A 21,319-nucleotide genomic window follows, 5' to 3' on the forward strand; every position below is an offset into this window, starting at 1 on the left:
TTGGCTATTACGCCATGAAATCAACACCTTCTTTGATGTCTTTTTTCAATGTTTCAAGCATGTCATTTTTTGCTTTTGTTTCAAATGCGCTTAGTTCGCCGTAAGAAAGAATTTCTTCTACGCCGTTTTTACCTAAACGTACTGGATGTGCAAAGTACTCTGCATCGCCATTTTCAACAGCAACGTAAGCGTAATCTACAACTTCTTCACCTTGTAGGCCTTTAACTAAAGACATACAAAAACGAGCTGCAGCAGCACCCATAGATAGCGTAGCTGAACCACCGCCTGCTTTAGCATTTACAACTTCAGTACCCGCATTTTGGATACGTGGAGTAAGTGCAGCAACTTCTTCATCTGTGAAAGAAACACCTTCAACTTGAGAAAGTAGAGGCAGAATCGTTGTGCCTGAGTGACCACCAATTACTGGTACTTTTACAGTTGCTACGTCTACGCCTTTAAGTTCAGCAACAAATGCTTCTGAACGAATAACGTCAAGCGTAGTAATACCGAATACGCGTTTAGCGTCGTAAGTACCTGCTTTTTTGAATACTTCAGCAACAATTGGAACTGTGCCGTTTACTGGGTTAGTAATAATACCTACTAACGCTTTAGGACAGCTGGCAACAATGCCTTCTGCTAACGTTTTGATGATGCCAGCATTTACATTGAATAAATCAGCACGATCCATACCTGGTTTACGTGGCATACCCGCTGGGATAAGAACGATGTCAGAACCTTCAAGCGCTTTATTTAAATCGTCTGCGCCAAAGCCTGCAACTTTAACATCTGTTGGGATGTGAGAAAGGTCAACCGCAACACCTGGTACTACTGGTGCAACATCATAAAGTGATAATTCAGAGCCAGCTGGTAAGCCTGTTTTTAATAATAAAGACAACGCTTGGCCGATACCGCCTGCAGCACCTAATACAGCAACTTTCATTGGAATTCTCCGTCATTTGAGGTAGGAAATATTTGTGGCTCTTAAGATAATGAAATTAGCGACTAAAAACAAATTTATCCTGTCTATTTCAAGTATATTTTCGACCATAGTCGTAAACTTTTGTGATTTAACGCATCAAACTGGCAAGTTAACTAAACAACTGCTGCATAATTATTCATTATTGTGTAGAATTTGCAGCATAAATAACAAAAATGAATAAAGACTATGCAACCACAAGATAAACAAGAAGCACTGGTAAAAGCATTTAAATCGCTTTTAAAAGAAGAAAACTTTGGCTCTCAAGGCGAAATAGTTGATGCGTTAAAAGAGCAAGGCTTTGACAATATAAGCCAAAGTAAAGTATCACGCATGCTAAGTAAGTTTGGCGCTGTACGCACACGTAATGCCAAGCAAGAAATGGTTTACTGCTTACCTGCTGAAATGGGTGTACCTACGGCTAAAAGCCCATTACGCCAATTAGTAATCGACATTATGCACAACGAAATGATGATCATCATTCGTACCAGCCCAGGTGCGGCTCAGCTTATTGCACGTTTATTAGATTCATTAGGTAAAGCAGATGGCGTACTAGGAACTATTGCCGGCGATGACACTATTTTTATCGCCCCGGCTAAAATATCTGAAATAGACGTGACACTTGAACGCGTTCGCATTTTATTTGATACGGTTTAATAGCAAATTAAATTTGTTTTAAAAACCCTATTGAAGGTGCAAAAAAAGCAGAACCCATATCGGCTTGAGTAAAATCAAGCCAGTGGTCGTAACAATCACCTTCGCCTAAACGGCTTTTAAGTATTTTTTCGAACGCGGTTCCTGTACATGCACATGTAATTGATAACATTCCCTGCTCATACACATCGCCATAAGGCATGCTTTGATTTAATAGTAGCGGTTGCCCGTCTTCATCTTTTAGCTCACTACGCGAAGCATGGCTGGTTTCGATCGCAGGGGTAATTAGTGTGTTATCAAGGCGCGTACGACCCATTATTTGCTCTTGCTCACTTAATGATAAATGCTGCCACACAGTTAAGTCATGCTTATAACGTTGTACATGAATATAACTTCCTTGATCTTCAAAGCTACCCGGTTTATTTATTAGTGCCGTCGCACGCTTTTTTCTACCATGAGCAGAATCGCCACCATAAATAAAGCCATTAAAGTCTCGTCCATCTAAAAAGCGAAAATTACGAACCTGCTCTACCAGCTCTACATCAGGAGCAAATAACTTTAATACTTGCAGGGCAAATAAATGGTTAACGTCTTCACGGTCAGAGCGAATTTGCACAAACAAATCACACGGTTGCACGCTCATTTGGTGATCGCTGTGATTTATATTAGGAAAGCTCTGTAATTCGCTTGGAATGTACTCAGGAAGGATATGTGGCCAATATTGCGCACCAATAGCGACCATACAAGAGAGCATTGATTCTGAAAACTGATCGCTAAATTCTTCTTCAATAGCGCTTACTTGCTTTAGTTTTACGCGTAACGATTCATCTTGACCATCAAACACATTAAAAAATAAGTGCAAACCGTGTAAGTTTGCTTCAGCACAAATCCCTGATTGCGCTTGCGCCATTGTTATTCCTTAGTTTTATAGATAAAAACACAGCGAATAACAAATTAATTATGATTCGAAAAAGTTCACCGTGTGAGGTTTTATTTTTATTATAACCTGCTCATTTTTTTCAAATGATTGGTCATATTGTGCAGCAACTTCAACTTCTTGCTCAGCAATAACGACTGTGTAAACATACGCTGAACCAATAAAGCGACTACTTAATATTGTAGCTCGTTCACAGTGTCTGTCACATAGATTGTCACTTACCAATTCAATCTGGTGAGGACGAACATATATTTTCCCTACACTCGCTCTATGCTCATGTCCAATATATGATTTAACTAAGCCAAACGGTGTATTATATTCAGTTGTCGTTAATACTTCTGCCTCTAAGTATATGCCTTGACCCAGAAACTCTGCAACCTCCTTTGAGCTTGGGGCTGCAAAAAGCTGTTCTGGCGTGCCTTGTTGCGCAATTTTACCGCGATGCATAATGGCAAGTGTATCGGAAAAGGCAAATGCCTCTTCTTTTGAGTGCGTAACAAATACAGCAGAGACTTGTGTTGCCTTAATAATTCGACGTATATCGGCGATTAGTTCAAAGCGTACTTGTGTATCAATGTTTGAAAAAGGCTCATCAAGCAATAATAAACTAGGTTTATAAGCTAATGCGCGAGCAATCGCTACGCGTTGCTGCTGACCACCCGATAACTGATGAGGAAATCTATCGGCACAGCCAATTAAATGAACAAGCTTAAGCATTTCATCAACACGATGCTGCTTTTGGGCTTTACTCATTTTACTAAGCCCAAATGCGATATTATTTGCCACTGTCAAATGCGGAAACAATGCATAATCTTGAAACATCATGCCGATGTTACGATGCTCAGGTGAGACAAATGATTGCTCATTACTCACTAATTTACCGTCTATAAAAATAGACCCTTGCTTGGCTTCAATTAAACCTGCAATGGCTTTTAATGTGGTTGTTTTACCGCAACCACTTGCACCGAGCAGACAAACAATTTCATCTTTGCCCACTGTTAAATCTAAATCATGAATAACCTTTGTACCGTTATAGTGATAGCTCACGCCTTGTAAAATTAAACTACTCATTTAACTACGTTGCTCCATAGAACGATTAATAAAATACAAAGGAATAAACCCGACAATAACAATAAATAATGCCGAAATTGAAGCAAGCTCTAACTGCTCGTCACTCACATACTGAAATACATGAGTTGCTAAGCTTTCAAAGTTAAACGGTCTGAGCAATAACGCCGCAGGTAGCTCTTTCATGCACTCAATAAACACCAGTAATGCCGCCGTAAGTAGTCCACGGCGTAATAAAGGTAGATGTATTAAGCGCAATGTTTGCCCTTGGCTTTTACCCATTGACTGACTTGCCATATCGAGTGATGGGCTAATGCGTAAAAAACTCGATTCTATTGCTCCGTGCGCGATGGCATAAAATCTAACAATGTAAGCAATAATAATAGTAAGAATACTGCCTGTAAGCAGTAAACCTATATCTAAATTATATGGTTCGAGCGCTTCATTGATGGTGTTTTCTAATAATGTAAGTGGTAATAAAACAGCAATAGCGAGCACTGTACCAGGCAATGCATAGCCCGTACTGGCTAAACGCCCAGGAATAAGCGGATACGTTTGCTTTGCAACACGCTGATAAAAAACCAAAAAAATACTCAACGTAATGGTTATTACACTCACTATCCCTGCTACTTTTAAACTTTGCCAAGCATAGCTAAAAAACTCAATGTTCCACGCTTTATCAAAGTAGGTAATTGCGTAGTTTACGAGTACTGCAATGGGAATTAAAAAAGCGATAAGTAAAATAAAGCCACACAATGCAGTTGCTAGCCAAGCCGACTTTCCTTTTAATACATAGAGAGATTCACTATTTACACTTGATTGGCGCTCAAATACCGCTTGGTTACGGCGGCTAAAGCGCTCTGCCATTAATGCCAAAAATAAAAGTAAGAGCATTACACCCGATATTTTAGCGGCCGCTGTAAGCGAATAATAACCAAACCATGTGTCGTATACGGCGGTCGTTAATGTGCTCACGGCAAAATAGCTGACGGTTGCAAAGTCAGCCATAGTTTCCATACTAATGAGTGCAAGAGCCGCAACAATTGCGCCGCGAGAGAGCACTAAACTTACTTTAAAAAAACTTTGTTTAGGAGATAGCCCCATTAATTGACTAGCTTGTACTAATTTGAATGACTGTTCGCGAAGGGCTGTTTTAAAGATTAAAAATAAATACGGGTAAAGTACCAAGGCAATCATAACGATAGCGCCAGGTAGTGTACGTATATCAAAAAACCAATAGTCACTAGGTGATTGCCAGCCAAACCAGTCTCTAAGTGCTATTTGCACAGGGCCCGCATAGTCTAATAAATCAGTGTATACATAGGCAATAATATAGGTAGGCATAGCAAGGGGCAGCATAAGTGCCCATTCAAACTGCTTTTTACCAGGAAAACTACAGTAAGCAGTAAGCCAACCGAGTGGCAGCGCAATAGCACAGCTAAGCACACAAACGCCTAAAACCAGCAACACAGTATTAGTAATGTAATCCCAAAGCACTGTATCCCAAAGATGAGAAAACACCTCAGAGTTACCTTGCAGAGATTCAAAAAGAAGAAAAAACAACGGGGCCGACAGAATCAAACCCGTCGACCACGCAAAGAGCTGCCATTTAGACAGCTTAAATTTATAAGTCATTAAAGATCGAACTTCACCTCATCAATCAGCTTAAGCGCTAACGGACGATATTTACTGATCTCATCGAGTGGCAAGCTGTCTTCCTTAAAGCTCCCCCAAGACGCAACCAAACTGGATAATTGCACACCTGGCTTAACTGGATACTCCATATTTAGTGAGGCATACATGTTTTGTGCTTTATTGTCGGTCATATACTCTATGAGTTTCAAGGCATTTTCAGGATTTTTAGCGAACTTAGTAATAACCGCACCCGATACATTTATGTGCGAGCCACGATTAATTTGGTTCGGGAAATTAATATTTACCGCTTCCGCCCAACCTTTTTGTTCTTTATCTTGCAACATTTTTCCAAGGTAATAACTATTACCTAACGCTAAATTGCACAAACCTTCTTTAACAGCTTTAACTTGAGCACGGTCGTTACCTTGGGGTTTGCGCGCTAAATTAGCTTTAACGCCTTCAAGCCATGTTTTAGTATCAGCCTTACCATGGTGAGCTATCATTGATGCAACAAGCCCCAAATTATAAGGATGCTTACCCGAACGAGTGCAAATTTGACCTTTATATTTAGGATCAGCCAACTCTTCATAAGTTAGGTTTGGTAACGCACCTACTCGCTCTTTTGATGAATAAACATTACGCACACGCTTTGTTAGCGCAACCCACTGGCCTTCGCCATCACGAAATGCTGCAGGCACATTATTATTTACGCTGTCACTTTTAATAGTTTGCGTTAACTTTAAATCTTCTAATTGAATAAGTGCACTAAAGTTAGAAGTTAGTACTAAGTCGGCTTTGCTATGTTTTCCCTCGCGCTTAACACGTTCAATTAATCCTTTTTTAGCAAAAACAACATTCGTTTGGATGCCGGTTTGTTTTGTAAAATCATCCAAAATTGGCTGTATTAAAAACGGTTGGCGAAAAGAGTAAATATTAACGACGTCGTTTGCAAAGGCTGGCGCCGATACTATTAATCCTAAAGTGATAGCGAGTGTCTTCATTATTCCACCTAAATAATAATTATTATCAAATAATTCTACCGTGAACAGTTAAAAAGTGCACACCTTAAATAGCTGTAAGTAGGTAAAAGGTGTCTAAAACAGAAATGTCATGTAAGACATCTCTCACGGATGTGACAGCTAATGAGTAAAAAGCAACATATAAAACAAGCATTAATTAAATAACCAATTGAAAATAAAGAATTAATAAACTTTAGCTATTGCATAAATACTAATTAAATATAGTTTCAGCCCTATTTAAGTTGCTCCATTCACCTACAATTTACTCATCAACCAAGCAGTGATGCTTATCGATTAAATACAAGCAAATTATTTATTCGACCAACCAATGATTAGGTTACCAAGGAAATACGGATTTTAGGACAGGCTCAGGATGAGTAACACAATGGAATGTTGTAAAAATGGATAGCATCAGGAAGGTGCGAAAGGGATAACAACAAGGGTTTAAGTTGTTTGACAGGATGTTTAAGGAATAGATGGACAGGCCTTTTAGGCAACACAATGGATTGATTAATACACGGATGCACTAGGAAGTGCAATGGAAGGATTTGGTAATAGTATTTACCTTACAGGATGTTCAGGAATTAAAGGAGACAGGCCCGGATAGCCTAGATTACATAGAACTAAAAAGTAATATTGTAATAACATGGATTAGTAAAAATTGGAGTTGATTAAGTTCAATTGCAGGATGCAAAAAATTAGAAGATTCCGCAAGCGCGCCTAGAGATAGAGCGCGCTTTTCTTTGCATAGGTCATTAAGTCAAACATATTAATAATAGAGGAAATAGCAATCTCATCAGCTTCAGAGCACAACTTATATGAAGGAACATAAATAGTTTATGGATATAAATTTTAAATCGAGTAAAAACGTCTCCACACTTAATAGCCCAGTAAATAGCACAGCAGAGTATATTTGTATTTTTACGGCACCTACCCCAAAAGAAAATCCTTATTCTGCTTTGTTTAATCCAGAAGGATTCGATTTTTCTAACATGTCTATGAGTGAGTTTAAAACGATACTCAACGTTATTATTCAATTAGAAAGTGATATCAGAACAACCCAAAGAGGTGAAACCGCCCGTGATGACGAATTTAGTTATCAATTAAATAAGCTAGCAAATGCAATAGGCCGCACAAATTTTAATGGTAAAGTTAATATTAATAAGTATTTTTTAAAAAGAGTAGAAGAAGCAAAAAAAATGGAAAGCAGTGACTTCCATTCATTTAGTCAAGTGCATACAAGTATGAATCAACTATATGAAACAGTTGTAAAGTTAACATCTGAAGAAAATTTTACAGCACTTCAAAATAAAGCGATAGCTTACTTAGAATACACGAGCAAACAATCGGCTTAAGTTAGCTCTGATCAGACTCAGGCCTGCCTTTATTACGTTTACCTAATAAATACGCATCGCGAAACTTTATAAAATGTTGCTCAAGCTTTGTTGATGCATCCATTTCGCCAGCAAGGGCTAACACCATAATAGCCACTTCAGCAGTGCCTAGTTGATGCGCATGAGGGGCTACACGTAATCGGTAATCAGATAGTTTATCAGCAGTAACAGAAAGTACAGGCAGGTTATCTAAATAGGGACTTTTACGAATCATTTTCTTTGCTTCTCGCCACGTACCATCTAAAAATATAAATAGCGGCTTTTTACCTAATTCAATACTCACTTCGGTAATAGCTCTGCCCTCTTCTACATCTTCAGCGGGAAACACGACCATTGGCTGATACTGCGAATCATTTATTAAAGCTAAAAGCGCTGGGTTAGGATCTGTTCTGTCCCATCTAAAAGCGTGGTTATCTGGCACTATTTCAGCAATTAAACGCCCTGTATTTGAAGGTTTAAAGCTTTCATTATGGTACATCAATAAACAGACCGCAGCCGTACAATCAGCCTGTTCAACACCTTTACAAATACAGTAGTGCTTAGCTATTAAGCATTGCTCACAGCGATCTAATTTACCGCCTCGAGCATTAAACTCTCGACGGGATTCACTTATTTGTTGAGCGCGTAATGCTAAAACTGAGTTTTTCACTGTATTTACCTTCAATTAATTAAGCGCGCATTGTAACGACTTCTTGTTATTTAATCTTATATTTATAGCCATACCAACCTGCATAAATCTTTGATCAATTTAACGAATTAAATTGCACTATAACTTCGTTAAAATTTTTTTATTTAGAACAACTAGATACAAAAAATTTTGCCTAGTTCTAGCGTAATTTTCTTAACGTTAAATAGACCCCATATATAAGCAGATTGGTATCATTAAATTAATTCAACATCTCTCAAATTAAAAATCAGACATAAAAAAACCCAACCTAAGTTGGGTTTTTCAAACAAATGCTAAAGAGTTAAATTACTTCTTTTTAACTGCTTTTTTGTTTGGTAGGTCAGTGATCGAACCTTCAAAAATTTCAGCTGCAAGGCCGATTGATTCGTTCAATGTTGGGTGAGCATGAATTGTAAGCGCTAAGTCTTCACCATCTGCACCCATTTCAATACCTAAACCGATTTCGCCAAGCATTTCGCCCGCGTTAATACCGATCATAGCACCACCGATTATACGGCCACTTTCTTTATCAAAGATAAGTTTAGTAGAACCTTCAGTACGAGCAGATGCAATTGCACGACCAGATGCTGCCCACGGGAATACCGCAGTTTCAACTTTTAAGCCTTGCTCTTTTGCTTCTTTCTCAGTAACACCTACCCAAGCGATTTCTGGGTCAGTATACGCTATTGAAGGAATACATTTAGGGTCGAAGAAATGCTTCTGACCAGAAATAACTTCTGCAGCAACATGACCTTCATGAACCGCTTTATGCGCAAGCATAGGCTGGCCAACTAAGTCACCAATTGCAAAAATATGGCTTACATTAGTACGTAATTGCTTATCAACATTAATAAAGCCACGCTCATCAACGTTTACGCCCGCTTTTTCAGCATCAAGTAAGTTACCGTTTGGAGTACGGCCAACTGCAACAAGTACTTTGTCGTAACGTACTGGTTCTGCTGGTGCGTTTTTACCTTCAAACGTTACGTATAAGCCGTCTTCTTTAGCTTCAACACCAACAACTTTAGTTGAAAGCATTACGTTGAATTTTTTGCTTACGTATTTTTGGTAAATTTTGATGATGTCTTTATCAGCTGCTGGTACTAATTGATCAGCAAATTCTACAACATCAATTGCAGAACCTAGCGCACGGTATACAGTACCCATTTCAAGGCCGATAATACCACCACCAAGTACAAGTAATTTTTCTGGTACGTCTTTAAGCTCTAGTGCACCAGTTGAATCAATTACACGGTCATCTTGTGGGATGAAAGGTAAGTTAACTGGTTTAGAGCCTGCTGCAATAATCGCGTTATCAAACGTGATAGTTGTAGCGCCGTCTGCGCCTTCAACTACTAAAGTATTGCTGCCAGTGAATTTGCCGTATCCAGATACAACTTTCACTTTACGCATTTTGGCCATGCCTTCTAGTCCACCAGTTAACTGGCCAACTACAGAATCTTTCCAAGTACGAACTTGGTCAAGATCGATTTTTGGTGCGCCAAAAGTAACACCGTGAGATGACATTTCAGCTGCGTCATCAATCACTTTAGCTACGTGTAAAAGTGCTTTAGAAGGAATACAACCAACATTAAGACATACGCCACCTAATGTTTCGCGAGATTCTACTAATGTAACTTCTAAGCCCAAGTCAGCAGCACGGAAAGCCGCAGAATAACCACCAGGACCACCGCCTAGTACAACAACTTGAGTTTTTAATTCGTTGCTCATGCTTTTACCTTAATTGTTTGAACGGGACACTGCCCTAAAATTTAACTGCCATGTTTCTGCAAGGCAGAAAGAGTGAGCAGCGCACAAAGTGATGCAATTCGTACAAAGATTGTATCATTGCAAATGGTAAAAATCCCAGCTAAAAACAACTGGCTGGGATTTGATTCTATTTATTTTATTGCGTATACCAATTTTTCTAAACTGGTTACATCACCAACTGGCGAATATCGCTCATGTAACTTGCAAGAGTCACAGTAAAGCGTGCAGCTAATGCTCCGTCAATAACCCTATGGTCGTATGACATAGAAAGTGGAACCATTAGTTTAGGTTCAAACTCTTTACCATTCCATTTAGGTTTCATTTCAGATTTAGATACACCTAAAATAGCAACTTCTGGCGCATTAACAATCGGCGTAAATGCCGTACCGCCAATACCGCCAAGGCTAGAGATAGTAAAACAGCCACCTTGCATATCAGACGATGTAAGCTTACCGTCACGGGCTTTAACAGATACTTCCATTAGTTCACGTGATAATTCAATAATGCCTTTTTTATCAACATCTTTAAACACTGGCACTACTAAACCATTTGGCGTATCAACAGCAACACCAATGTTAATGTACTTCTTAAGAATTAAACTTTCGCCATCGTTAGACAGTGAAGAGTTAAATGTTGGGAAGTCTGCAAGTGCTTTAGCCGCTGCTTTCATTACAAACACAAGTGGCGTGATTTTAACACCCAGCTTTTTCTTCTCGCTAAGTGCATTTTGCTCTTTACGAAATACTTCAAGACTGGTGATATCAGCTTCGTCAAACTGTGTAACGTGTGGGATTTGTACCCAGTTACGGTGTAAGTTTTTGCCTGATAGCTTTTGAATGCGAGATAGTTTTTTCTCTTCAATTTCACCAAACTTAGCAAAATCTACTTTAGGCCATGGAATTAGACCAAGCTCGCTGCCACCAGCATTACTACCTGCTGATAATTGACCAGATTCAACTTGCTTAACCAGTGTTTTAACATAGTTTTGCACGTCTTCTTTAACCACTCGGTTTTTACGACCAGTGCCTTTAACGTTAGCTAGGTTAATACCAAACTCACGCGCTAAACGGCGAACAACAGGTGATGCATGAGCATACGCACTGTTTTCTGTGAAGCTTTCATTACTTGCTTTTGCAGGTGCTGCTTGAGCGGGAGCCGATTCAGTTTTAGCCGCTGCTGCAGGTGCTGATTTTTCAACTGGTGCAGATGCTGCTACTGGCGCGCTGCCTGCAACTTCAAATACAAAAATTAATGAGCCAGTCGATACTTTATCGCCAGCGGCTACTTTAATTTCTTTAACCGTACCTGCAAATGGAGCGGGTACTTCCATTGCGGCTTTGTCGCCTTCAACGTTTAAGATTGATTGATCTTCTGAAACCTCATCGCCAACGGCAACCATAATTTCAGTTACTTCAACTTCATCGCCACCAATATCAGGTACATTAACTTCTTTAGTACTTGGTGCTGCGTTTGCTGTTGAGCTAGCTGCTGGCGCTTCTACAGGAGCCGACTCTTTAGCCGGTGCTGCAGATTCACTTCCTGCTACTTCAAAAACAAACACTAACGAGCCTGTTTTAACTGTATCGCCAGCGGCTACTTTAATTTCTTTAACCGTTCCAGCAAATGGTGCTGGCACTTCCATTGCAGCCTTGTCGCCTTCAACGTTTAAGATAGATTGCTCTTCTTCAACGGTGTCGCCAACAGCAACCATGATTTCAGTTACTTCAACTTCGTCATCGCCAATATCTGGTACGGTTACTTCTTTAATTGAAGAACCTGTAGAAGCAGCAGGTGCTGCCTCTTCAGATTTAGCTGGAGCAGCGGCTGATGCATTAGTCGAGCCAGTGCCTTCACTCTCGCCTTCAAACAAAAACACTAAAGAGCCCGTTGTAACGGTGTCGCCAACGTTTACTTTAATCTCTTTCACTGTACCCGCTTGCGAAGCAGGTATTTCCATTGATGCTTTGTCGCCTTCAACATTTAATAGTGATTGGTCCACATCTACTTTGTCGCCAACGCTTACTAATATTTCGGTTACTTCTACTTCGTCGTCACCAATATCAGGTACTTTAATTTCAATACTCATTGCAAACCTCTTATGCGTACAGTGGGTTAAGTTTGTTAGTGTCGATGTTGAACTTTTTAAGTGCTTCAACAACTACTGACTTCTCAACTTCACCGCGTTTAGCAAGTTCAGATAACGTAGCAACAACAACGTAGCCCGCGTTAACTTCAAAGTGACGACGTAGGTTTTCACGGCTATCAGAACGACCGTAACCATCTGTACCTAGCACTTTGTAGTTGCTGCTTGGAATAAATGAACGCGCTTGTTCAGCGTAGTTTTTCATGTAATCCGTTGCTGCAACAGTCACAGAGTCGTTTAATACGCTTGTGATATATGCTGTTTTTTGCTCGCTTTCAGGGTTAAGCATGTTGAAACGTTCAACATCTTGACCTTCACGCGTTAATTCGTTGAAAGACGTTACTGAGAACACGTCAGACGCAATGCCATACTCTTCGCTTAGAATCGTAGCGGCTTTACGTACTTCAGTCATAATAGTACCTGAGCTTAATAGCTGTACGTTGGCTTTTTTACCTGCGTAACTTTCAAGCTTATAAATACCTTTACGAATACCTTCTTCAGCGCCTTCTGGCATAGCTGGCTGATGGTAGTTTTCGTTCATAAGCGTTAGGTAGTAGTAAATATTTTCTTGGTCGTCACCGTACATACGACGAATACCGTCTTGTACAATAACTGCAACTTCAAACGCGTAAGTTGGGTCATAAGAAATACAGTTAGGAACCGTATTAGCAAGAATATGACTGTGACCATCTTCGTGTTGCAAGCCTTCACCATTTAGCGTTGTACGACCCGCTGTAGCACCTAATAAGAAACCACGTGCTTGTTGATCGCCCGCCATCCATGCCATGTCACCAACGCGTTGGAAACCAAACATAGAGTAGTAAATGTAGAATGGGATCATTGGCAAATCGTTAGTGCTGTATGAAGTTGCAGCAGCAACCCATGACGACATAGCACCTAACTCATTGATACCTTCTTGCAGTACTTGACCTGAAGTCGCTTCTTTATAGTAAGAAACAATATCGCGATCCTGCGGCGTATAGTTTTGACCATGTGGGTTGTAAATACCAATTTGACGGAATAAACCTTCCATACCAAATGTACGCGCTTCATCGGCAATAATTGGTACGATGTTTTTACCAATGCCCTTATCTTTTAATAAGATATTAAGTGCACGAACAAAGCCCATAGTGGTAGAGATATCACGTTTTTGCTCTTCAAGTAGCGGCTTGAATGCGTCTACTTCTGGCAACGTAAGTTTTTCACTAAAACGTGGAATACGCTTAGGTGTGTAACCTTTAAGCTCATCACGACGCGCATGTAAGTACTTGTACTCAGGTGAACCTTCTTCAAGCTCTAGGTATGGTAATTCTTTTAATTGATCTTCAGATACTAAGTCATCAAGGCCAAGGCGTGAACGTAAATGTGCAACATGCGACATGTCCATTTTTTTCACTTGGTGCGCAATGTTTTTACCTTCAGCTGCTTCCCCCATACCGTAACCTTTTACAGTTTTAGCAAGAATTACAGTTGGACGACCTTTTGTTTCTTCTGCTTTTTTAAATGCAGCAAATAGTTTTGACGATTCATGACCACCACGCTTAAGCGCGAAAATTTCGTCATCTGTCATGTCCGCAACAAGTGCAGCTGTTTCAGGGTAGCGACCAAAGAAGTTTTCACGTACGTACGCGCCATCTTTCGCTTTATATGTTTGGTAATCACCATCCACAGTTTCGTTCATTAACTGTAGTAATTTACCCGTTGTGTCTTTAGCTAGAAGAATATCCCAACCGCTGCCCCACACTAGTTTAATTACGTTCCAGCCAGCGCCTTTAAACAAGCCCTCTAGCTCTTGAATAATTTTACCGTTACCCATAACTGGGCCGTCTAAGCGCTGTAAGTTACAGTTAACTAAATAACAAAGGTTATCTAGTTTTTCACGTGCAGCAAAAGAAATAGCACCGCGTGACTCTGGCTCATCCATTTCACCGTCACCTAAAAACGCGTATACACGCTGATTTTTAGTGTCTTTTAAGCCACGACCATCTAAGTATTTTAAGAAGCGTGCTTGGTAAATTGATGAAATAGGACCTAAGCCCATTGATACCGTAGGGAACTGCCAAAACTCAGGCATTAACTTAGGATGAGGGTACGATGGTAAGCCTTCGCCATCAACTTCTTGACGGAAGTTATCTAGTTGCGCAGCCGATAAACGCCCTTCAACAAATGCACGTGCGTAAATACCCGGAGAAATATGACCTTGGTAATAAACTAAGTCACCACCGTCTACATCATTTGGTGCTTTAAAGAAGTGGTTAAAACACACTTCATAAAATGCAGCAGATGATTGGTAAGACGCCATATGGCCGCCTAAGTCGAGATCTTTTTTAGATGCACGTAGAACGATCATAATCGCGTTCCAACGGATAATTGAACGAATACGACGCTCAAGATTTACATCACCCGGGTAAGCAGGTTCTTGATCTACAGGAATAGTATTAACGTAGTTCGTGGTAATACCCGTTGGCATATCAACGCCGTCTAAACGGGCTTGCTCTAATACTTGCTCAAGTAAAAACTGAGCTCGTTCAACACCTTCTTCGCGCACAACTGATTCAAGAGCTTGTAACCACTCTTGTGTTTCTAGCGCGTCTACGTCAATTTTATTGACTTCAGACATATGGAGGTTTCCTTATGTTTAAAATACGAATATTGTTAATTTAATATCACAGCTACTTAATGTGTGTTCAAAGTAATTATGTACTAACTTAATTTTGTTTAGTGCGTCTTAAACTACGTTCAATTCGCGAATGTTCTTTGCCTGCTTCAAGCAATGCTTCTTCTATAAATGCTAAGTGCGCATTACTTGCTAAACGGGCTTGTTCTGGATTACCGTCAATTACGGCATCCATTAATAAACGCCTGTGTTGGGCTAATTGACTGCTAATATCTGACTTTTTTAATAGAACAGTTAAATTTTGCAGTACATTTTGCTCAAGCAGCGCTTTCATACCTCTAACTAAATGCAATAACACGACATTATGCGAAGCTTCAGCCACACTAAAGTGAAATGCATTAATTGCTTTTGCTTTTTGCTGTAAATCATCATTAACTAAGGCAATTTCATCAAAGCTTTGTTTTACTTTGCTAAAATCGTTGCTGGTCCCGCGCAGTGCTGCGTAATAAGCAGCAATCCCTTCTAATGCATGACGAAATTCAAGTAAATCAAACTGCGACTCAGGGTGTTTACTAATCAAATCAAAAAGTGGATCAGTAAGCCCTTCTTCGAGCTGATTTTTTACAAACGTGCCGCCACCTTGGCGACGCGTAACTAAACCTTTCGCTTCTAACTTTTGAATTGCCTCTCGTAGTGACGGGCGAGACACTTCAAATTGCTTTGCTAGTTCACGCTCTGGTGGCAACTTTTCACCTGGTGCTAACGAGCCTTCAAGAATCATGTTCTCAAGTTGCTGTAAAATAACATCAGATAATTTTGCTGCTTTAATCTTTAAAGACATGAATCAACGTCCGCGTTGTATAAATACCAATAGCCCACAAAACGGGGCTTTAAGTCGTATGATTTACCCAAAAGGTAAATTGGTCATACCAAAAATTTTCAATACGGTATCAAAAAGCCTAATAGCTGTCAATTTACAGTGTATTTATACGTTGGCAGTAGCGTAACGCATTTTGAACGAAGATTAAACAATGCGCAATTTACAAAAATTGTTATAACGCTAATAGGATGAAAACAATTGGTCTGACCAGATGGATTTAGAATATTAGCTCTATTTTATTGTGTTTAAAAATTGCAGGAAGAGATTAAAGCACCTTACATTGCATAAGGTACTTTATTAAAAAGGTATTAACTTAAGACAGCCCACCAAATAATGTAAGTAGTGCTATAAGTACTAAGTAAAATAATACATTGCGCTTAACAAGCTTAATCATACAAGTGGCTTCGTAGGTACAGCCGTAATAACGCTTTTCAACTTGCTCAGCAGCCAGTGCAGTACATGTTACGACTTCTCGGTTTGGAGATTTAAAGTTAAGTACGTAACGTAGCCAACAGCTCGTGCCTTTATTAAAGTTACCTATTACTAAATAACCAAAGCTGGTAATACGTGCAGGTAACCAGTCGAGCCAAAACAATAGTTTATGTATAAGCTTAAAACGCTTAGCAAATATTACCTTATGATCTTCTCGTACTAAATCAGCTAAAGTACGTACTAATGCATATAAAACAGCACCTGGCGCGCCTAAAACAACAAACCAAAAAATAACCGCGCAGTAAAATCTAAAATTTACCCACGCCAATGTTTGCCCAAAAGTTTCACCGTTTTCTTGCGCTTCAGTACGTTTTTGCCCTATTTGTAGTGCATATAAAGATGCTGCAGTACCATCGTCGCGCGTTAACGCATTTAAATACGATTTATATAAAGCACGCTGCTTAGCACAACCAAAGCACACTAAAAGTACCGCGATGTTAATACCCAACTGCCACAATACAAAATCTGACAAACAATAAACTAGCGCTATAGCTATAACAGGGAGTGCAAGCCAAACTAAAAATCCCAGTGTTGAGCTAAATAAGCCCTTATCACCAAGTAATTTATTAGAGCGATTTAAATAACCATTTGCGTAATAACTTATTTGCCAATAATTAGACCGAGCACCTAGACGCTCAAGTATTAGTGCAATTATTATAGAAACCAAAATCATTGTAGTTACTCTCTTAGCTTGATTGCTCAAGCATATTTAAAAACAATTGCCAATTAAAGCTACTACCTGGGTCGGTTTTTCGCCCTGGAGCAATATCGCAGTGCCCCACAATACGTGAAGGCGTTATTTTTGGATAGCGTTGCATTATTGATTTGCTCAAAACAGCTAACGCATTATATTGCATTAAAGTATAAGGAGTGGTGTCAGTTCCTTCAAGCTCAATACCAATGCTAAAATTGTTACACGCCGCATGCCCTTCAAATTCAGATAAGCCAGCGTGCCATGCGCGCTTATTAAATGGCACGTATTGTAAAACATTCCCGGTGCGCTTAATAAAGCAATGGGCAGATACACGTAAATTCTTTAAGTCACTAAAACTCGGATGAGCATTACAGTTAATGCTACCCATAAATAACTCATCAACGAAAGGTGTACCAAACTGCCCTGCTGGCAATGATATATTGTGAATCACCAATAAAGAAATATCAGCCTCATCAGGGCGCTCATCAAAATGCGAACAAGGCCGCTGCACTACCGTACTTAAAATACCACTTAAATCTATTTTCATGATACGTTTGCTATATAAATATCAAGATATACATATCGCTGATGCTAAAGGATTTATTAAAACAATGATAGTAACAAGCGAGGTGTAAAACCTCACCTACAACATACACCAAACCGTAGGTGCGAATTTACGTCTGCTCATGTAACGTAGCTTGGGTGTTTAAAAAGCAAGGTGTAAAACCTCACCTACAACATACACCAAACCGTAGGTGCGAATTTACGTCCGCTCATGTAACGCAGCTTGGGTGTTTAAAAAGCGAGGTGTAAAACCTCACCTACAACATACACCAAACCGTAGGTGCAAATTTACTTTGCGCTCATGTAACTTGGCTTGGGTGTTTAAAAAGCGAGGTGTGAAACCTCACCTACAACATTCATCAAACCGTAGGTGCGAATTTACGTCCGCTCATGTAACTTGGCTTGGGTGTTTAAAAAGCGAGGTATAAAACCTCACCTACAACATACACCAAACCGTAGGTGCGAATTTACGTCCGCTTATTTAACGTAGCTTGGGTGTTTAAAAAGCGAGGTGTAAAACCTCACCTACAACATACACCAAACCGTAGGTGCGAATTTACGTCCGCTCATGTAACGTAGCTTTTTAAATTAAAAGCGAGGTGTAAAACCTCACCTACAACATACACCAAACCGTAGGTGCAAATTTACTTCGCGCGCTTATCTTTATATCGGAACAAAGCCAATCGCTTCTCTTTCATCTACAAACATAGTAAAATTTTCTTAATTTATTAACGCTTATGAGCTTTGCTATGTCTATTTCGCACACCTTAATTAGTCAACTTGTTACTCTTGCACTCGACGAAGATTTAAATTACCAAACCGCGCAAGATGGCGATATTACCGCACAACTGATCCCACTAAACGAGCAAGCAAATGCCAAAGTAATAACGCGCGAAGACTGCGTTTTTTGCGGAAAAGACATCATCCTTGAAGTATTTAAACAAGTAGACCCGACTGTAAAAGTAGCCGTACTCGTAAATGATGGCGACGTAATTAAAGCAAACAGCACATTATTTACAGCCACTGGTTCAGCACGTTCAATATTAACTGCCGAGCGTACTGCACTTAACTTTGTGCAAACCTTATCAGGTACAGCGACTACTACAGCGCATTATGTAAAAGAGTTAAGCGGTACCACTACACAACTACTCGACACTCGCAAAACAATACCAGGGCTTCGCGCATTACAAAAATACGCAGTAAAATGTGGCGGTGGTGCAAATCATCGTATTGGCTTATTTGATGCGTTCTTAATTAAAGAAAACCATATAGCAGCCTGTGGCACAATTGATAAAGCAGTGGCTCAAGCAAAACTGAACCATCCTAATAAATCAGTTGAAGTCGAAGTTGAATCACTTCATGAGCTAAATCAAGCTATTCACGCTGGCGCTGATATTATAATGCTTGATAACTTTAGCATTGAGCAAATTAAGCAGGCAGTTACATTAACGCATAAACGCGCCAAACTTGAGGTCTCTGGTAATATGACGCTAGAAACACTCAAAACCTATTCTCAAGCGGGTGTTGACTTTATATCAAGTGGTGCGCTTACAAAAAATTTACAATCAATCGATTTATCAATGCGTTTTGAATAAAAAACACGCTAAAAAAGGTTTAAGCATAGCTAATTCATTGACATTTTAAATAATTGAGCATTTAATAGTAAAAAAGGACTACTCTTTAATATTTTGTTAAATAAAGTACCTTTAACATTAAATACGTATGCTAAATAACAATAAACAGTGCTAGACTCGCACTGTTGTATCAACTTATTTTATAAGTTCAGCCAAAATAGTTACTTGGCAATTTAGTTTAAAAACTAAATACACTAAATTATTTTATCAAGTGTCTAGTATTCATTGCTAACGTATAATTTGATTGATACAACGTAGTAGCACACAATGAATTTATAGCTTTTGTGGTCAACACTCAAAAGTTAACGTGAAATAACGTTTTTTAAGTAAAACTGTAAACTAAATCAGCTAAATTAAGTTAGGCAATTTTGCCGCTTTTATGATTTAACCTACAAAAATCTATCCTTTAGGAGAGGAAACATGAAAACAATGACTCAAAAACAACAGGGTTTCACCCTAATTGAATTAATGATTGTAGTAGCAATCATCGGTATTCTTGCTGCAATTGCATTGCCTCAATATCAAGATTATACCCAAAGAACTAAAGTTAGCTCGGCGCTAGCTGGAGTAGCTTCATTTAAAACTGCAGTAGCTCTTTGTAGCCAGATGAATGGCAGCTTAAGTGACTGTGATGGTGGCTCTGAAGACATCCCAGCAAACATTGCAGCTGACGATGGTGCAACAATCAACTTTGTTGATGCAGTTACTACTACTGATGGTGTTATTTTATTAACCACTACAGCTACAAATAGTGCCGGTGCAAATATGGTACTAACAATTACACCTACAGTTGGTAATGGTAGTCTAAAATGGGTTATGACGGGAACTGGTTGTTCTGCAACAACTCCTGGTCGTGGTATAAACTGTGATGTAAACTAACTTAAGCAAAATGGGTAGCTGTATATACTGCTACCCCTTAAGTGACTGAAGGCCTGAAAAGTGTCTAAAAAAAATAAAAACGATGATTTAAATACTTTCCAATGGATAGGAGTTAGTACTAGAGGAAAGCGCTTAGAAGGTGAAATCGCTGGTATCAGTATTGCCTTAGTAAAAGCTCAACTTCGTAAGCAAGGTATTACTCCCTCAAAAGTAAAACGTAAAGCAAAGCCTTTATTTGGCGTACACACTCAAAAAATAACACCTAAAGATATCGCCTTGGTTACTCGCCAAATTGCCACTATGTTAATGGCTGGCGTACCCTTAATTCAATCTATTGAGATGATAGCTTCTGGCTCAACAAATAAAAGCGTTACCAAGCTTATCTCAGCTGTAGGCGATGATGTAAAAGCTGGTCAGCCTTTGTCTTTATCACTTAGAAAATACCCACGTTATTTTGATGACTTATATTGTGATTTAGTTGAATCTGGCGAGCAGTCAGGAGCACTTGATAAAATATTTGATCGCATAGCTATTTATAAAGAAAAATCAGAAGCGCTTAAATCAAAAATTAAAAAAGCAATGTTTTACCCTATTGCTGTCTTAGTCATTGCCCTTATAGTGACCTCAATTTTGCTTATTTTCGTAGTGCCACAATTTCAGGACATTTTTGCAGGGTTTGGGGCTGAACTCCCTGCATTTACATTATTTGTAATTGGTATTTCAGATTTCATGCAAGAATCTTGGTGGATGATTCTGATTGCGATAGTGGTTTTTGGCTGGACTTTTAAAGAAGCTAAATTAAGAAGCCTAAAGCTCAGGGATGCAACCGACAGAGCCATACTTAAGCTCCCTGTTATTGGCATGATTTTAAACAAAGCAGCTGTGGCACGTTATGCGCGAACGCTTTCGACCACATTTGCTGCCGGTGTTCCATTAGTTGATGCACTTGATTCAGCAGCAGGTGCTTCGGGCAATGCAGTGTACCGTTATGCTATTTTAGATATTAAAGCAGAGGTTAGCTCAGGTAACCAAATGAACTGGGCAATGAGAAACTCAAAAATCTTCCCTGACATGGTAATCCAAATGGTTGCTATCGGTGAAGAATCTGGCTCGCTCGATGGTATGTTAGCTAAGGTCGCGACTATTTATGAGCAAGAAGTAGACGATGCTGTAGATGGCTTATCGAGCTTACTAGAGCCATTAATTATGGCTGTATTAGGTGTACTTGTTGGTGGTTTAATTGTTGCTATGTACCTCCCTATTTTCCAACTCGGTTCTGTTATTTAATTATTTGGT

Annotated in this window: 17 protein-coding genes; 5 read left to right on the forward strand and 12 right to left on the reverse strand. The window is 39.4% G+C overall.

The genetic code is table 11. From position 1 onward, the window contains the following. Window positions 1-7: 7 nt before the first annotated feature. On the reverse strand, window positions 8-940 hold the full coding sequence (mdh, locus tag NRL14_RS06270) for a malate dehydrogenase (protein WP_002957751.1): 933 nt from the start codon (window positions 938-940) through the stop codon (window positions 8-10). Between the two features lie 225 nt (window positions 941-1,165). Here mdh and argR point away from each other — a divergent pair, with 225 nt between their 5' ends. Then, on the forward strand, window positions 1,166-1,633 hold the full coding sequence (gene argR / locus NRL14_RS06275; RefSeq protein ID WP_006794541.1) for a transcriptional regulator ArgR: 468 nt from the start codon (window positions 1,166-1,168) through the stop codon (window positions 1,631-1,633). Window positions 1,634-1,640: 7 nt separating this feature from the next. Here the strand turns inward: argR and NRL14_RS06280 are convergent, their stop codons facing one another. From NRL14_RS06280 to NRL14_RS06295, 4 genes are read right to left on the reverse strand one after another with little or no spacing between them, the layout of a single operon-like run. Then, entirely contained in the window at window positions 1,641-2,540 is a 900-nt protein-coding gene (locus tag NRL14_RS06280; protein WP_306724245.1) for a Dyp-type peroxidase, read from the reverse strand. A gap of 48 nt (window positions 2,541-2,588) precedes the next feature. After that, window positions 2,589-3,638: an ABC transporter ATP-binding protein gene (locus NRL14_RS06285; RefSeq protein ID WP_033038668.1), complete on the reverse strand. Its 1,050-nt coding sequence runs from the start codon at window positions 3,636-3,638 to the stop codon at window positions 2,589-2,591. Then, window positions 3,639-5,270 carry an iron ABC transporter permease gene (locus NRL14_RS06290; RefSeq protein WP_306724246.1) on the reverse strand — a complete coding sequence of 544 codons (1,632 nt, stop codon included), beginning with the start codon at window positions 5,268-5,270 and terminating at the stop codon, window positions 3,639-3,641. Continuing rightward, window positions 5,270-6,274 (reverse strand): extracellular solute-binding protein, encoded by a 1,005-nt coding sequence (locus NRL14_RS06295; protein WP_033015947.1) that lies wholly within the window; start codon window positions 6,272-6,274, stop codon window positions 5,270-5,272. The genes NRL14_RS06290 and NRL14_RS06295 overlap by 1 nt, the downstream gene beginning before the upstream one ends. A gap of 854 nt (window positions 6,275-7,128) precedes the next feature. Between NRL14_RS06295 and NRL14_RS06300 the strand changes: the two genes are divergently transcribed. Then, window positions 7,129-7,644 carry a hypothetical protein gene (locus NRL14_RS06300; protein WP_008136817.1) on the forward strand — a complete coding sequence of 172 codons (516 nt, stop codon included), beginning with the start codon at window positions 7,129-7,131 and terminating at the stop codon, window positions 7,642-7,644. Between the two features lies 1 nt (window position 7,645). Here the strand turns inward: NRL14_RS06300 and NRL14_RS06305 are convergent, their stop codons facing one another. The 7 genes from NRL14_RS06305 to ampD all read right to left on the reverse strand — a co-directional run bounded on the left by NRL14_RS06305 (window position 7,646) and on the right by ampD (window position 17,493). Beyond that, entirely contained in the window at window positions 7,646-8,332 is a 687-nt protein-coding gene (locus tag NRL14_RS06305; RefSeq protein ID WP_007378727.1) for a tRNA-uridine aminocarboxypropyltransferase, read from the reverse strand. Window positions 8,333-8,656: 324 nt separating this feature from the next. Next, window positions 8,657-10,081, reverse strand: coding sequence for a dihydrolipoyl dehydrogenase (gene lpdA, locus NRL14_RS06310; protein WP_007378726.1), 1,425 nt, complete (start codon window positions 10,079-10,081; stop codon window positions 8,657-8,659). 205 nt (window positions 10,082-10,286) lie between these two features. Further along, window positions 10,287-12,206, reverse strand: coding sequence for a pyruvate dehydrogenase complex dihydrolipoyllysine-residue acetyltransferase (aceF, locus tag NRL14_RS06315; RefSeq protein WP_306724247.1), 1,920 nt, complete (start codon window positions 12,204-12,206; stop codon window positions 10,287-10,289). Window positions 12,207-12,216: 10 nt separating this feature from the next. Next, window positions 12,217-14,883, reverse strand: coding sequence for a pyruvate dehydrogenase (acetyl-transferring), homodimeric type (gene aceE, locus NRL14_RS06320; protein ID WP_306724248.1), 2,667 nt, complete (start codon window positions 14,881-14,883; stop codon window positions 12,217-12,219). 88 nt (window positions 14,884-14,971) lie between these two features. Next, entirely contained in the window at window positions 14,972-15,721 is a 750-nt protein-coding gene (gene pdhR, locus NRL14_RS06325; RefSeq protein WP_002957764.1) for a pyruvate dehydrogenase complex transcriptional repressor PdhR, read from the reverse strand. 352 nt (window positions 15,722-16,073) lie between these two features. Further along, the gene (gene ampE / locus NRL14_RS06330) at window positions 16,074-16,925 is read right to left on the reverse strand and encodes a beta-lactamase regulator AmpE (protein WP_306724249.1); all 852 of its coding nucleotides are present in this window, start codon (window positions 16,923-16,925) and stop codon (window positions 16,074-16,076) included. Between the two features lie 13 nt (window positions 16,926-16,938). Continuing rightward, window positions 16,939-17,493 (reverse strand): 1,6-anhydro-N-acetylmuramyl-L-alanine amidase AmpD, encoded by a 555-nt coding sequence (gene ampD / locus NRL14_RS06335; protein WP_306724250.1) that lies wholly within the window; start codon window positions 17,491-17,493, stop codon window positions 16,939-16,941. 766 nt (window positions 17,494-18,259) lie between these two features. Between ampD and nadC the strand changes: the two genes are divergently transcribed. From nadC to NRL14_RS06350, 3 genes are all read left to right on the forward strand, one after another. Further along, the gene (gene nadC, locus NRL14_RS06340; RefSeq protein ID WP_033023262.1) at window positions 18,260-19,105 is read left to right on the forward strand and encodes a carboxylating nicotinate-nucleotide diphosphorylase; all 846 of its coding nucleotides are present in this window, start codon (window positions 18,260-18,262) and stop codon (window positions 19,103-19,105) included. A 459-nt stretch (window positions 19,106-19,564) separates the two neighbouring features. Then, window positions 19,565-20,023: a prepilin-type N-terminal cleavage/methylation domain-containing protein gene (locus NRL14_RS06345; protein ID WP_269467059.1), complete on the forward strand. Its 459-nt coding sequence runs from the start codon at window positions 19,565-19,567 to the stop codon at window positions 20,021-20,023. 60 nt (window positions 20,024-20,083) lie between these two features. Continuing rightward, a complete protein-coding gene (locus NRL14_RS06350; protein WP_306724251.1) occupies window positions 20,084-21,310 on the forward strand; it encodes a type II secretion system F family protein in 1,227 nt (408 codons plus the stop codon). The last annotated feature ends 9 nt before the right edge of the window (window positions 21,311-21,319 follow it).

Origin of the sequence: Pseudoalteromonas sp. 20-92 (genome assembly GCF_030847595.1) — a bacterium.
Classification (GTDB): domain Bacteria; phylum Pseudomonadota; class Gammaproteobacteria; order Enterobacterales; family Alteromonadaceae; genus Pseudoalteromonas; species Pseudoalteromonas fuliginea.

Excerpts from the sequence above, each read along its gene's own strand:
- mdh (WP_002957751.1), bottom strand. The coding sequence starts at position 940 with ATGAAAGTTGCTGTATTAGGTGCTGCAGGCGGTATCGGCCAAGCGTTG.
- argR (WP_006794541.1), top strand. The coding sequence starts at position 1,166 with ATGCAACCACAAGATAAACAAGAAGCACTGGTAAAAGCATTTAAATCG.
- NRL14_RS06280 (WP_306724245.1), bottom strand. The coding sequence starts at position 2,540 with ATGGCGCAAGCGCAATCAGGGATTTGTGCTGAAGCAAACTTACACGGT.
- NRL14_RS06285 (WP_033038668.1), bottom strand. The coding sequence starts at position 3,638 with ATGAGTAGTTTAATTTTACAAGGCGTGAGCTATCACTATAACGGTACA.
- NRL14_RS06290 (WP_306724246.1), bottom strand. The coding sequence starts at position 5,270 with ATGACTTATAAATTTAAGCTGTCTAAATGGCAGCTCTTTGCGTGGTCG.
- NRL14_RS06300 (WP_008136817.1), top strand. The coding sequence starts at position 7,129 with ATGGATATAAATTTTAAATCGAGTAAAAACGTCTCCACACTTAATAGC.
- lpdA (WP_007378726.1), bottom strand. The coding sequence starts at position 10,081 with ATGAGCAACGAATTAAAAACTCAAGTTGTTGTACTAGGCGGTGGTCCT.
- aceF (WP_306724247.1), bottom strand. The coding sequence starts at position 12,206 with ATGAGTATTGAAATTAAAGTACCTGATATTGGTGACGACGAAGTAGAA.
- aceE (WP_306724248.1), bottom strand. The coding sequence starts at position 14,883 with ATGTCTGAAGTCAATAAAATTGACGTAGACGCGCTAGAAACACAAGAG.
- pdhR (WP_002957764.1), bottom strand. The coding sequence starts at position 15,721 with ATGTCTTTAAAGATTAAAGCAGCAAAATTATCTGATGTTATTTTACAG.
- ampE (WP_306724249.1), bottom strand. The coding sequence starts at position 16,925 with ATGATTTTGGTTTCTATAATAATTGCACTAATACTTGAGCGTCTAGGT.
- ampD (WP_306724250.1), bottom strand. The coding sequence starts at position 17,493 with ATGAAAATAGATTTAAGTGGTATTTTAAGTACGGTAGTGCAGCGGCCT.
- nadC (WP_033023262.1), top strand. The coding sequence starts at position 18,260 with ATGTCTATTTCGCACACCTTAATTAGTCAACTTGTTACTCTTGCACTC.
- NRL14_RS06345 (WP_269467059.1), top strand. The coding sequence starts at position 19,565 with ATGAAAACAATGACTCAAAAACAACAGGGTTTCACCCTAATTGAATTA.